Source organism: Streptomyces sp. NPDC048411 (assembly GCF_040704695.1).
In the GTDB taxonomy this organism is placed as follows: domain Bacteria; phylum Actinomycetota; class Actinomycetes; order Streptomycetales; family Streptomycetaceae; genus Streptomyces.
Genome location: NZ_JBEZKL010000078.1, coordinates 21,693 through 35,406, shown reverse-complemented (window position 1 = coordinate 35,406; position 13,714 = coordinate 21,693). Strand labels below are relative to the sequence as shown.

Sequence of the window (13,714 nt, the reverse complement as noted above, 5' to 3'; positions counted from 1 at the left end):
GTGCAGTCGATATGAAGCGGGCGGCGAGATTGTGCAGCCGAACTTGAGATCCCACAGGACGGTTGGGCCCGCCGATGGCGGGCCCGGCCTGAGTCAGATCGTGATCGGTTCCAGTTCACGCTGGAACCGGCTGTCCTCCCGGGCGATCCGGGTCAGCGGATGCTCGTCGCCGAGCTGTCGGGTCAACTCTTCGACCACTTCCGCCCGCACCTGCAACGCCTCGTCCTTGCGCCCCATTGCATCGAGTGTGACAGCCATGTTCGACGTCATGGCCAGCGTCTCCGGATGGTGCGCCCCGATGGCCTCCCGAAGCTGCGCGGACACCTGCCGCTCCGTCGACAGCACGATGTCGAGGTCGCCGAGGTCCACGGTTGCGTTGGCCAGGTTCATGACGCAGAACAGGGTGTGCGGATGCTCGCGTCCGAAAACCTCGCGCATCGAGGCGACCACCCGCTTCAGCAGTTTCTCCGCCTCCTCCGCCGCACCGGCCCCCGAGAGATAGACACCGAGGTTGTTCTGGGCGGCCAGGGTGTACGGGTGTTTCTCCCCCGGGACCTTCATGTACTGGTCGACGACCTCCTGTGCAGTGTCCCTCGCCTCGAGCGCCTCACCGGCCGCAAACAGGTCGGCCGCCATGTTGAGATCACAGGCCAGCGATTCGGGGTTGGCCGAGGTGTACTTGGCCCGGTACCTGGCGCGGGTGGCCACCGTCAGTCTGCGGGCGTCCTCCAGTCGGCCCGCCCTGCGCAGCGAGACCGCGAGGCTCTTCGCCGCACTCAGTGTGCCGGGGAAAGTTCGCCCGAGGTGTGATTTGTAGCTGTCGTAGGTGCGGCTGAGCAGACCGACGGAGTCCTCGTACCGTCCCACATCCCGCAGATCGCGGGCCAGGTTCATGGCGGACGACAGGCTGTACGGGTGGTTCGCGCCGAGCACCTCGGTGCGCCGGTCGTAAACGTCCTGATCGATCTCCCTGGCCCTGGCGTACTGCCCGACGAGGCGCAGGTTCAGAGCCAGGTTGTTGGCCGCCGCAAGCGTCCTGGGGTGTGAGTCGTGGAAGATCTGGCTGAACCCCTCGGTGGCTTCGGTCGCCAGCTCGATCGCCCGGCTGTAGTCGCCGAGGGTGCCGAGGTCCGTCGCGAGGCTGCTGGTGGTCATGTACGTGTGCGGGTGCTCCGAACCCAGTACCTCCCGCTGCCGGGCGAGGGTGATCTCGTCGAGTTCCTTCGCCTCCACATAACGACCGCGCGAGCGGTAGATGTTGGAGAGGTGGAAGCAGAGGTAGAGGTACTGGAGATCCCGCTCGCCGAGCATCTCCTCCCATGTCTCGCGCAGTTCGGCGCCGAGGGTGCCGGCCGTTCTGAAGTCTCCACGCTTCCACAGGTAGCGCACCCGGTCGATCAGGAGCCTGCGGGTCTCGGGCTCCCTGCAGTTGCGCGCATCGGACGGGCCGAGGTGCGGCCATATGGTCGCGAACTGCGGCCAGGTCGCCGGGTTGTCGATCGGCTCGTCGTCATCGGGACGGGCACCCGCCAGAATGCGGTGGACGACATGCCGGGCGTCACGCTGCTCCTCCTCGCTGAGCTGCGCACGGATGACGGCCTGGACGAGGCGGTGCACCTGGATGGAATTGGAGACCTGGTCGACCTTGGCGAGGGCGAACCGGCCGATCTCCCGGATGACCCGGCCGAGCACCAGCTTCTCCTGGAGCGAGGGGTCGTACGGCTTCAGCGCCTCGATCATCTCCTTGCTGTACAGGAGGTTGGCGTTGATCGGCTCGGGGGCGAAGAAGGCGCAGAGCTGCAGCAGCCGCACGGCGGCGGGCGAGCGCTCCTTGAGGCGCTGGATGGAGATGTTCCAGGTGGCGGCGACGGGTTCCGGGTAGCCCGCGGGCTGGTTGAGGGCCAGGACCTGAGGGGCCTGCTGGGCGAGCTGTTCCAGATAGGCGTCGATGGGCGTGGCGGTCTCCGCGATCCAGGCCGCCGCCTGTTCCACTGCGAGCGGCAGGTCACCGACAGCGGTGGCCACCTGCGCGGCGTCCTCGACGCTCAGCCCCGGGGCGCGGCGCTGAAGGTGCTCGATGGACTCCTCCCGCAGGAAGACATCGACAGGCAGTGCGTCGCCGTGCTGGGACCAGGTCTGGTTCCTGGAGGTGACCAGGATGTGACCGGAGCCGCCCTGCGGGAAGTAGCGCCGGAGCCGTTCGGGGTCGTCGGCATTGTCGAAGACCAGCAGCCAGCGGTCCGACGGAACTCCGCGACGCAGCAGGTCGACGGCCTCCTGGGAGGCCGCGGCCATGTCGTCGCCGCCCTGGGCGCCGAGCCGGACGCCGAGTTCGGCGAGGCTGGCCACCACGTCGTCGGTCTGCTCGGACGATATCCACCACACCAGGTCGTAGTCGGCCATGAAGCGGTGCACATACTCGAGAGCGACCTGGGTCTTGCCGACGCCGCCGAGCCCGTACAGGGTCTGTGGCTGGGGAAGCACGACGGCCATGCCGCCACCGAGCTGGTCGCGCATCCGTTCCAGGACCAGGGAGCGCCCGGTGAAGCCGGGGTTGCGAGGGGGTGCGTTCCAGATCTTCGGCACGGTGCCGGGGAAGCGGGGCCCGGGCGCGACCCCGTCGACGAGCTGCACCGGGCGGTCCAATGCACGCATCATCGCAGCGGTGGCGTGCACCTCGTCGAGCCGGAAGAGGTCGACGGGGTTGCGGTCGATGTAGGGCGCGGAGAGGCGTACGTCCCCGACCCTGAGAGGCAACAGCTGACGCCTGCCGCCGCCCGGGTCCTCGGCGACCGCCCTTTCCCACAGGCTCACAGCCCGCTGGGACTTGAGATAGGCGCTGGAGAGCAGGACGACGGTACGGGTGGCGGTCTCGGCCGCGAGCTGCGCCGGGTCGGCCTCGCCGGGCTCGGCGGAGACATCGCGCGGGACGACGCGGAATCCGGCCCGGGTGAGGACCGATTCGATCCAGTCGGCCCACATCCGGTTCTCCGCCACATAGTTGAGGAAGAGATCGGCGGGCAGCGCGGGCCTGCGCCGGGTGAAGGCGTCGCGGATGCGGAGCCGTACCTCTTCCCCCACGGGGGGCATCGAGGTGATCTGCCGGTCGGTGATGACGGCGGTGAGCCGCTCGAAGGCGGAGAGCAGCGAGTTGGTCAGACCCGCCTCGTCGCCGAAGGTGGCCAGCGTCTCCTCGTACGCGTAGTAGGGGCGGTACGGAATCTCCACCGCTCCCCAGTAGGCGGTGAGTTCGTCACTGGACAGATCCCGGGGCAGCCGGTCGAACTTCAGCCGGGCCAGCGCGCGGCCCGCGTCGGCCTTCTCCTTCTCGCCCTCGTCGATGCGCATCGGGACGGGGAAGATCGAGATGGGGCGGCCGGTGTAGCGCTCGGAGATCTGCCGGGCGACGGATGCCGCGCCGTCGATGGACTGGTCGCTGAGGGTGAAGCAGTCGACAAGCAGGTCCGGAAGGTGGACGGTGCAGATGTCGGCGATGTCGCTGAGACCGGTCCGGCTGTCGATGAGGACGTAGTCGTAGTTGGCCTTCATGTCGTCGCGCAGGGCGTCGAAGAAGTGCCCGCCGCCGAGCCGGTCGTAGAAGTTGTCCCAGTCGAAGGTGGAGACGGTCGCGGAGTATTCGCGGTTCTGGCGCCCGGCGGAAACGAAGTCGAGCGTGCCCCCTTGCGGAAACTCCCAGCCGAGCGCCTCCGGGGCGAGGGAGACGGCGTGCGGCTGGATGCGGGCGTAGTCGCGGTGCCAGTCGTCGGCACGCTGGACCGGGCTGGTGGCGGCCCAGGCGTACTCGGTGATCAGGTCGATGACGCCGGTGGTGGCGCCGAGTGTCGACGGGTCGAGGAAGGGATGGAAGAACCGGTGGAGTCCGGGCGCCTCCAGGTCCCAGTCGACGGCGAGTACCCGTTTGCCGTTGGCAGCCAGGATCCAGGCGGTGTTGGCCAGGGCCATCGTGCGCCCGGTACCGCCTTTGTACGAGTAGAAAGTGACGATGCGTCCGTCACGCCCGGCCGTCATACGTCCTCCGCATCCGTCGCAGGGTCGTGCATGTCCGGTATGAACTGTGTGTTGCCCATGGGCCCCATCAGTCGTGTTCGTTCAGTGTGACCGCCGCCCGTCGTCGGCGGATAGACCGCCGCGTGGCGCAGATACTGCTGGGCCGCCGCCTCCACCACCTGGGGCAGCACCTGTCCGAAGGCATCCATGCTGGGCACTCCCCTTGCCGCGGCGCGGCAATACGCGCGCCCCTGGCGAATCTTGGACGGCATGGTCTGTTCGAGCTTCTCGGTCAGCTCCGCCTCGGCGGCTCTGCTCTGGGGGTCCTCGCGGTTCCAGGGCACCACCATGGTCACCCACGGGCGGTTCTCGGCGTCGAAGGCCGCGAGTCTGCGGCGTCGGTCCTCGTCCATCAGCGCCCAGCGGTCGACGACCAGGATTTCCGGTCTGTTCGGTGGCCCCTTGCTCTCCGCGTGGCCGGACTCCTCGTCGAAGGAGGTGATGGTGGCCTGGTAGTTGAGGGAGCGCACCAGATCCTCGGCGACATAGGCCAGGGGCCGTGCGGAGGCCGGGTGGTAGGGGTTCCAGTCGTGCGGGTTGTCGCCGTAGTAGTCGGCGTTGCGTCCCTCGGGCAGGTCGTGCCGGGTGGGAGCCGCGATGGTCACCTTCATCGGGCGGGGTGCACCGGCACCGCTGCTCTGTGAGCCGAAGGCGCTGGGGGCCAGCCGGTAGTCGACGGGGCGACCCACTTCGATCCGGGCGGTGGCCGCGACGCTGACGATGCGTTTGGCGAGTTCGTAGACAGCCCGTTCGTACTCCTGGGCGAAGAGTCTGAGTTTGATCAGTCCGTAGAGTCCGTCACTGACATAACGGTCCCCGAAATCACGGTGATTGAACTGCAGTCGCTCTGCCGGCCCGGGCAGCTGGTTCGGTGGAACCGGCACCCAGAGCGCGGGCACGATCGCTTCGGCGGGCTGATTGCTGCGGGCCCGGTGGGCGATGGCGCGCTGTTCGAAAGCGTGCCACTCCTTTCCGCACATCTCGCTGGCGAAGTAGCGCGGCGAGAAGAGCGGAACGAACACCCGGCAGGTGGCCAGCACGCTGCCGAGCCGTTCCGACCACCCCTCGCCGGACCGTATCTCCCGGTCCATGAACCCGGCGGAGGCACCCGCCGGGAGGTCGGTCATGGCCATTACATGGCCGCAGAGATCCTGAAACAGCCGCTCGACCCACATATCCGGGTCCGTTCCACCGCCGTACCCCGGTGTATGTGCATAGCTCAAGAAGAAGTACGGCCGATGGTCCGCCGCTCGCGGTTGCGTTGATGCGTGCACACGACCCCCGTCCTGTGTGAGCACTCGCATCCGAGGAGTGTAGGAAGAATGCGAGCGAATTCATCATTCCGGAGCGGACCTTGCTCCACCCCCATGACGTTCGGTCATTCAGCGCTGCTTTTCAGTCATCCATCCTCACGCCCGGTCAATCAAGTTCTTGATCGCAAGCAGTCTTGCAACTGTTCTTCCCGGATGTCCCCGTGTGTACCGCTGATCTCCTTTCTGACTCCGGCCAACAGCTGCTTTCCGTCGATGGTCAGTTCGGCCGCCGCTTCGAGCGTGTCAAGTGCCTGTGGCACCCCGTCCAGGAACCGGGGGTCGAAGAGACCCAACCCCACCCGCTCATAGGTCATGGACAGCAGCCGGGAGAAGGGAACGGACTTTTCCTGCCAGGGCGTCCGATGCTCCCAGGATCCGTCCGATGCGTACAGATCCGTGACATCCACGAGGGCCCTGAGCTTGGCCCGCCGGAATCCGCGGAGCAGACCGAGCGCCAGTTCCTCGGCATCCGTGTACACGCCGATCCCCAACGCTCCGTAGCCGTGTCGCCCCACAGCGGGGTGTCCGGCGGTGAGCGGCGTCAGCGCGATCAGGCTGCCCGCCGCTTCGGCCGTCTGCCCCGGCACGACCGCCGTCAGCCGTTCCCAGGCCCCGGCGAGTCCCGCGCTCCACGCATCGGCCTCGGACTGCCCGAGCCGGGGAGCGACGGGCGTGTCGAAGCAGTCCCGGTACGGGTCGAGGTCGTCGAGTACGAAGCCGGGCGCCCCGCCGACACCCACGTGGCGCACCGGAAGCCAGCCGGAGTCTTCCGTCGACGCCCGCACGATCCGCCGTTCCGCGGCGTGCCCGGCCCGCCGGATCAGGAATCCGTCGTCGGTGGCGCGTACGAGGGCAGTGCCGTGCTCCCCCGGCCCACCGATCCGCACCTCTCCGAGGGTGGGGAGGAAGATGCTGCCGTCCCGGTAGGCGACGGGAACATCCCGTTCGAGTCCGGCGCGTACGGCGGCAGCGGCCACGGACGACGACAGCCGCAGCGCCGCCGGCCGGCCGGCACCCGGCCGGCCGTCGTACACGGCGTCCAGCACGTCGAGCAGCCAGGTGCGGGTGTAGGGATGGGCCAGTACACCGTCGAGGCCGTCGGCGCCCGCCTCCGTCCGGTCCAAGGCCTGCACCAGCTCCCAGGCCTCGTCCCAGCGCTCTCCGCCCCGGCCGTCGAGGTCCGCGTGGAGCCGGGCGAGCAGAGTCCGCGTCAGGTCCTGGTGCGCGGCGATCAGCTCGTGCGGCTCCGCGACCGCGGCCGACTCGGTTTCCGCGGCCGTCCGCACCTCGATGCCGCGCACCAGCGCTTCGAGATCCGCGCAGTACACCGAGGGGTTGTCGAATCCGCGGTCCGACCGGTAGCGGTGCGTGTAGAGCCCCCCGCCGCACGAACGTACGACGGGGCAACGACGACAGGTCTCGCTGACCCCGGCCAGTCCGAGCTGCCGCGCCCGGACCCCGGGGTGCGCCGCGACCTCGTCGAAGGCGTGGGTGAAAACGTCGAACCCGGTGGAGGCCGCGCCTTCATAGGCGCTCTTGAGCGAGTCCACCTGTTCCAGCTGCCCGTCGGTCTCGACGACGACGAGGTCGGTGGGGGCCAGGCCCAGGGACTCGGTGAGACTGGGTCCGCCGCTCAGGCTGGACAGGACCGAGGAGAAGAAGCGCACCGGCACCGGCCGACCCTGTTCCCTCCAGCGGTCGAAGATCGCGAGGAGCCAGTCGGCATAGGCCGTGGGCGATCCGCCCGGACGCGGCGGTGGCTGGTCCCAGGTGGCGTGCGGAAGGAGGAAGTCGATGAGCGGTGGATCGAGTTCGGCCAGGGCGTCGAACACCGCGTGCGGATCGTTCCGGATGTCGACGGTGCACAGCAGGCCGAGGTTGAGGTGCCGGTAGCGCTCCTGGCGGAGAAGCTCGACGGCTCGCAGGACCAGGGGGTGGCTGGTGCGTCCGTCGGCGAAACGGCGGTGCCGGTCGTTGGCGGCCCGGTCGCCGTCGAGCGAGATGCCGACCTTGACGCCGAACTCGTCGAAGAGGTCGAGATAGCGCGGGCTGAGCTGCAGGCCGTTGGTATGGATCCGTAGATCGAGATCGGCGATGCCGTTCAGCGCCGAGGTGAGTTCCTCGCAGACGCGGCGCAGACGCGCGGGGCCCGCCAGGAGAGGCTCCCCTCCGTGCAGGATCACTGACACGGAGGGCAGCGCATGCGTCAGGGCATGCTCGGCCAAGCGTTGAGCGGTCCAGGAAATTGCCTCATCAGAGATTGCCTTAGGGCGGGTACGCCAGCTCTGATCAGCATGTTCATAGACGTAACAATGATCGCAGGCAAGATCGCACCTGCTGTGCACTTTGAGCACAATTTCGCGGAAGGGGACCAGGGGTCCTGTCATTCCGTCAGTCTAGCCACCTTGCGGCGCGACTCAGAGAGCCGAGCTGAAGGTGGACGCCTTGGTGGAACGGCCGGTTGACGTGCTGAATACCCGATCGAGCTTCCTGGTGGCTTCGGCGCCACGGGTGTCGATCTCGGCGAGCGGCACACGGCTCTTCGCATTGGCGAAGGATGAGGTGGATTCGTTGGTCTTCACGGCCGTCCTTGATGGGATTGTTCCGGACACTGAAACGCTTCCGGCTACTGCGTAAATGCAGTGTCCGGCGGCACGACTTTACTCCGCTGACAGCGCTTGGCAAATGCCGACGTCACACGAAACGCAGCGGTCGCACAGCATTACGCCAGACGGAACGTGACTCGACATTCCTCCGTCGGAGTGAGGAGAGAAAGCGCAGGCAGGAGCGGATGACACGAGCCAGTTCCGGAAGGCCGGACCCTCCCCTCCGCCGGCCTGTGCGCGGGCCGGCGGGGTGCCCCTGCACCAAGAGCCAGTGATGCGCCACCCTGATTTCGGCGAAAAGTACGTGGATTTGACTTCAGGACAGATGCGCGATGCCGCGTGTTCACTTCCACTCCGTTCACCCGCCCGGCGTCACGTTCTGCCGGTTCCGTCCGCGAACGCCTCCCATCGGCTGCCTCCGCCGAGAGGACGCGCGGGTACTGCCGGACCTCAGTCGAGCGGGGCGTTGAGATCCGTCCTCGCCCCCTTCATGCAGTCCAGGATGCGCTCGTGGGTGTCACCTACGACATCGGTGACCCTGAACCGCAGGTACAAAGCCTCGACGTCACGGACGAATCGCTTCGAGAAAGCACCCACCAGCATCGTTTCGTATCCCCCGGTACCCGCCAGGGGGAAGCCCGTCCCGAAACGGATGATCTGGAAGTCCTGCGCGACAACGAGCCCGGCAGCTGTCAGTTCGGTCACGGCCTCGTCGAGATCGACCCACCGCGCGCCGACGGAGTCGGCCTGCCCGGTCAGGACCAGGCGGCAGTCCCAGGTATCGATCACGGCAAGGTGTTGCCCGCCGTTGAGCACGCCGACGCGCCACGCGGACGAGTCCTCCTTCAGATGCCCCTTCTGCCAGGATCCGCGCCAGCCCAGGTACGGACGCACCGTGCGGGCGTACTGCGCCCTGGCCAGGACCGCGCCACCGGCGACGGCCAGCAGACTGCCCAGGGCGTCCATGTCGAGCAGGTGCAGGCGCCACGGCCATTCGGTCTGCGCCTCGGCTGTGATGTTGGACCGGATCACTTCCCAGAGAAGGATCGCGGTGAGCAGTGCGAGCAGCACGAGGGGTGTGGTGAACAGCAGTGGGCTTCGCCGGATCCTTCGTTGGGCACCGGCCGGCGACTGAACGTCGTCCTCGTTCGTTTCCCGCACGTTCGCTCCCCCGGCGAGTGGCGAGACCAGGACGCACTCAATGTGGCAACTCGCCTGCAACAACAGTAAGTTGACCAACCATGCCACAGCTTCTCGGATCGCACGAGAGCGACCGGATCCGGACCCGGGGAAGCAGCCGGAGCCCAGGGCGCCATTGCAGTGTCCGGGCGGGCGACCTTACTCTCGTGCACCCGGTCGGCCTCCGCCCGCGCATGCGTGCGCCCCAGGCGCCGCACAGGGGCCTTCCAGACCTTCGGCCGGACCGGACGGGCCATCCGCCTGGCTGAACGGGCATGTCCAAAACTGCAGACGGGGTGAACATGACGGCGATTCCCGGACCGCTTCAGTCCATGGTCTTCAGGAGCGAGGACCTCCCGGCGCTCTTCCACCACACGGACGCCATCGCCATCGCACGCCAGCGGGAGGCGGTCAATACGACCCGCGGCCAGCTGATCCTGCTCGTGGTGGGTGCCGTGCCGGCGGCCCTGCCCTGGCACGGCGAAACCGGTGGCTCATTTCAACTCCTCGACAGTGTCGGCGCGTTGGCCTATCTCGGGGTTCTGGTCACGACGTATGCCGCTTCCCGGCGCAAGGCAAAGTCGCATTGGCAACTGAACCGCTCCGCCGCGGAGTTCATCAAGTCGATGTGCTGGCGCTACGCCGTCCACGGCTCCCCGTTCGACACCGGTACCCAGCACCCGGAAGCGGTGTTCGCGAACCGGCTCGAAGAGGGTCTGCAGGAGCTCAGAAAGGTCGGCTGGGTGGACCCCCGGGAGGAGATGAACGATGCCGGCAGCGGGCTGATCACGGAGTCCATGCGGGAGCTGCGGAGCAGGGCGTTCACCGTGCGCAAGGAAACCTACGTACGGGACCGGCTCATCGAACAGCGGCGCTGGTACCGCAGGCGCCAGCAGGTTTCGCGGCGCGGCGCGCTCGTCTGGTCGAGTGCCATCGCCGCACTGACCACGCCGGCGCTGACGCTCAGCCTGCTCCACACGTTCGGGGCCGCCCGGTCCTTCGCCCTGACGGGGGCGCTCTCGGCGGCAGCGGCCGCCTGCCTCGCCTGGAACGAGATGCGCCGCCATCACCCGCTGATATCCGCGCACTCGCTGGTCGAGAAGGACCTGGAGTCGATGCAGGCCGCCATGGAGACCAGCCTGACCGAACGGCAGTGGCCGGTCGCGGTCTTCGAGACGGAGCGGATCGTCTCTCCCGAACACACCGACTGGCTGGCCCGGCACCGCATGTGAAGCGGGGCCGGTGAGGTGACCTCGGATCAGGCGCGCTCGACCCCGTCGCGCCAGATCACCGTGACCGGGCGGCCGAGCGTCCGCGCGTACGTCACGATGTCGCCCGTGCCCCCGAGGCCGCGGGCCGGCCGGCCGTCCCACACCGCGAGTAGCCGGTCGCAGTGATCGGCGATATAGGTCCCCGCCGCGTAGTACGCCTCGTCGGTGGAGTGCGGGAAGTCCAGCAGCACCTCCCGTGCCGCCCGGTCCTTGAGGCTCCGGTAGCGGGCCAGTTCGGCGCCGACTTCGAAAGATGTCTCGTAGTCCCCGCTCGGGATGACGACGGTCAGTTCGGCCCCGTGGGCGAGTGCCAGGTCGGCGAAGAGCTGATCCGCCCCCACGGCCAGGCTGGAGAGGGCTTCCAGGGAGCCGTCGAGCCCGCAGAGCGCCGCCCGGATCCCGGCCAGCACATGGGCGTGCGCCTCCTCGGGAATGCTGCGATGGCCGGTCACTCCGATGCGTTTCACGGACTGGAACCCCCTGGAGTGTCTCCGGGGGTTCCCGGAGGGCATCCCTCCGGGAGGCACAGCATCCGCCCCCGTTGTTCCTGCGCGACCGACCTCCCCCACATCCTCTCAAAAGCCGCGGGGTGTGCGGGAGCCCCCGCCCGGAATTCGGGCGAGGGCTCCGTCATGTGTGCGATCGGGCGCCGGTACGTCAGTAGACGCTGACGCCGTATGCGCTGAGCGCCTCGGTGACCGGCTGGAAGTACGTCGTACCGCCGGAGCTGCAGTTGCCGCTGCCGCCCGAGGTGAGTCCGATCGCCTTGGTGCCGGAGTAGAGCGGACCGCCGGAATCGCCGGGCTCCGCACAGACATTCGTCTTGATCATGCCGTAGACGATGTCTCCACCGCCGTAGTTGACCGTGGCGTTGAGACCGGTGACGGATCCGCTGTGGATGCCGGTGGTGGAGCCGCGACGGGTGACGGACATGCCTACCGTCGCGTTGGCCGCGCTGGTGATGTCCTGGCTGCCGACGGTGCCCGCGTGGGCGACGGAGGTGTTGTCGTACCGCACCAGGCCGTAGTCATTGGTCGGGAAGCTGGATCCGACCGTCGGGCCGATGTACGTCGAGTTCGACGAGTTGGTGTACCAGGGCGGGTTGCCGTCGGTGCAGTGACCGGCGGTCAGGAAGTAGTAGGTGCTGCCGCTGCGGACGTTGAAGCCGAGGGAGCAGCGCCAGCCGGGGGCATAGATGGCGTCGCCGCCGGAGAGCAGCTTGCTGAAGGTGCCGGACGTGCGCTCGATGCGCAGGGCGCCCGCGTTGGCGCCGGCGGACTTCTTGATCTGCTTGATCTCGGCCTGGGTGACCGTGCTGTCGGCGGTGACGACGAGGGTCTTGGTCACCGGATCTATGTTCCAGGCGGTACCGCCGATGTCGGCGCCGAGCACCGCATCACTGGCGGCGGAGAGCTGGTCGGCGCTGAATGTCGTGGTGGAGTTGGCGTGGGCGCTGGGGACGGCGATTGCGGCGACGGCCACCAGGCCCGCGGCGACCGCGACGATCCGGCTTCGTCTCGCTGTGGCGCTGAGGGGGGTGGTGCGCTTGTTCCTCACTTGTCATTCCTCCCAAGGGGAAACGGGGGTCCGTCAGTGGGGTGGCCGGACCCGTGAGGCGCAGTCGGGGGCGCGGCCGCGTGTCCGTTCCAGATGCGACGTGCTCCTGACAAGCGCTGCTCGGGAGTATTCAAGGCGTCAACTTCTCGCGCAAGAGGGCCCTTTGGCCTGAACTCGGCGGACCCGGGCCCGTGTCGCTGTCCTTCGAGAGCGGGACCGGGAGTGGTTGAGGGAATGCATCTGTCTGCACGGACATGCGAGGGCTCCGTGGATGCAGAGATCGAGCACGGGACGTGCCTTCACGGCTGCTGAGCCGCGTCCGAAGCACGGCTCAGCAGTCGCACCCACAGTCGCAGTCGCAGCAGTCGCAGTTGCTGCAGCAGTCAGCACAGTTGCTGCAGCAGTCGCAGGCATCGCAGCAGTCGCACTGGCTGCACAGCCCCTCGCGGCGCTGACGGCTCCACGGGTCCTCGAAGGTCCCGCAGCACATCTGACAGGTGCAGGCGAGTCCGGCCCACACCAGGCAGCCCATGATCAGCCCGCGCCGGTCGCGCGGCGGTTCCGGCGGGGGCGACGGCGGGCCGAACGGGCTGCCGGGGGTGTTCGGTGCGTACGGATTGCCGGGCGGTGCCCCGAAGGATCCGGTGACGCCGTGTCCACCGGCCCGGTGTGCATCCGCCTGGTGGGAGCACGTCTCCGTGGCGAACGCGCGGTCCACCGATCGGCGCAGTTCATGCACGAGCAGCACATGCGCCAGCTTGTCGTCGGTGAATTCGGCGTCGCGCAGCGCCAACCGTACGCCGCGCAGCGCGTCGTCGCACAGCCGCCGGGCCTCGGCGCGCGAGGTACCAGTAGCGGTGAGCGGGTTCCAGGCGCTCGACGCCGCGTCAGCTTCCTGGTCCTCCACGGCATCCAGCAGATGGGCCAGCCGCCCGAAGAGCCGGCCGGCCTCGGCGAGCGGCTCGGCATTCTGCGGCTTGCCCGCGAGCAGGGCGGTGTGGGCGAAGGCCGCCGCGGTGGCCGTCTCGGTGGGCTCGGTGACCGTCAGCAGCGGGGTGCCGAGCCCCGCGAGTCGCTCGATGCCGGTCTGCCGGTCGACGGCGTCGACGAGGACCGCGGTGTCGAAGCCCAGCTGGGCGCCGGTGCGCGCCCCTGCCCTGTCCCAGCCCGCGGCGACTCGGCGGGCGGCCGCGGCGACCGGGCGGCGCTTCAACAGCCCGTCTCGGTCGGCGACGTGGTCCCGCACCTTCGCCGAGGCCAGCACCAGCGAGACGGCGGCGGCGAGCCTGGCCCCTTCGCCGTGGGCGACCGGCGCGGTCCGCATGGCGCGCAGCGGGCAAGGACCCGCAGTGCGCCACCGGCCTGCGGTGGGCTCCGCCTGAGCTTCTGTCAGGACCGAGACGATCAGACCATCGTAGTTCGTGACGACCCGTGCGAACTGGCCGTGGTCCGAGCGAAGTGCGAGACAGAGCCCGCAGAGATGGGCCATCCACGCGGTCTTGAGCCCCTCGGACAACCGATGGGCGCAGGGCCTGACTATTCCGAACACGACAATCCCCCGAGAGCCGTTCAGCCATGCGCAGCGCTCATGCGGGTGCGCGACAGGCATCGTATCGAGTGACCCGTTCACCCGTACGTCTCCCATGTCACCCGTACGGACCGGCGCATCATATTTTCTTTTCCCAGGGGCCCCATGCGGGAGGAACCGTGACGAATCGCC

9 protein-coding genes are annotated in these 13,714 nt (G+C 68.3%); 1 reads left to right on the top strand and 8 read right to left on the bottom strand.

Annotated elements, in window-relative coordinates; all coding sequences use genetic code 11:
• Window positions 1–93: 93 nt before the first annotated feature.
• From fxsT to AB0915_RS24865, 5 genes are all read right to left on the bottom strand, one after another.
• The gene (gene fxsT / locus AB0915_RS24885; protein ID WP_366693179.1) at window positions 94–4,029 is read right to left on the bottom strand and encodes an FxSxx-COOH system tetratricopeptide repeat protein; all 3,936 of its coding nucleotides are present in this window, start codon (window positions 4,027–4,029) and stop codon (window positions 94–96) included.
• Complete coding sequence (gene fsxC / locus AB0915_RS24880) at window positions 4,026–5,372, bottom strand: FxsC protein (protein WP_366693178.1); 1,347 nt, start codon at window positions 5,370–5,372, stop codon at window positions 4,026–4,028. Before fsxC ends, fxsT begins: the two co-directional genes overlap by 4 nt.
• A 119-nt stretch (window positions 5,373–5,491) precedes the next feature.
• Window positions 5,492–7,768, bottom strand: a complete 2,277-nt coding sequence (fxsB, locus tag AB0915_RS24875) for a radical SAM/SPASM protein FxsB, inactivated metallohydrolase extension form (RefSeq protein ID WP_366693177.1) — start codon at window positions 7,766–7,768, stop codon at window positions 5,492–5,494.
• A 30-nt stretch (window positions 7,769–7,798) separates the two neighbouring features.
• The gene (gene fxsA, locus AB0915_RS24870) at window positions 7,799–7,963 is read right to left on the bottom strand and encodes an FxSxx-COOH cyclophane-containing RiPP peptide (protein ID WP_366693176.1); all 165 of its coding nucleotides are present in this window, start codon (window positions 7,961–7,963) and stop codon (window positions 7,799–7,801) included.
• A gap of 474 nt (window positions 7,964–8,437) precedes the next feature.
• On the bottom strand, window positions 8,438–9,235 hold the full coding sequence (locus AB0915_RS24865) for a hypothetical protein (protein ID WP_366693175.1): 798 nt from the start codon (window positions 9,233–9,235) through the stop codon (window positions 8,438–8,440).
• Between the two features lie 263 nt (window positions 9,236–9,498).
• Between AB0915_RS24865 and AB0915_RS24860 the strand changes: the two genes are divergently transcribed.
• Window positions 9,499–10,398 carry a DUF4231 domain-containing protein gene (locus AB0915_RS24860; RefSeq protein WP_366693180.1) on the top strand — a complete coding sequence of 300 codons (900 nt, stop codon included), beginning with the start codon at window positions 9,499–9,501 and terminating at the stop codon, window positions 10,396–10,398.
• A 26-nt stretch (window positions 10,399–10,424) separates the two neighbouring features.
• On the opposite strand, the gene AB0915_RS24855 is transcribed toward AB0915_RS24860, so the two are convergent.
• From AB0915_RS24855 to AB0915_RS24845, 3 genes are all read right to left on the bottom strand, one after another.
• Window positions 10,425–10,904, bottom strand: a complete 480-nt coding sequence (locus AB0915_RS24855) for a hypothetical protein (protein WP_366693174.1) — start codon at window positions 10,902–10,904, stop codon at window positions 10,425–10,427.
• Between the two features lie 190 nt (window positions 10,905–11,094).
• A complete protein-coding gene (locus tag AB0915_RS24850; protein ID WP_366693173.1) occupies window positions 11,095–11,994 on the bottom strand; it encodes a S1 family peptidase in 900 nt (299 codons plus the stop codon).
• Window positions 11,995–12,325: 331 nt separating this feature from the next.
• The gene (locus AB0915_RS24845) at window positions 12,326–13,543 is read right to left on the bottom strand and encodes a DUF5685 family protein (RefSeq protein WP_366693172.1); all 1,218 of its coding nucleotides are present in this window, start codon (window positions 13,541–13,543) and stop codon (window positions 12,326–12,328) included.
• Window positions 13,544–13,714: the final 171 nt, after the last annotated feature.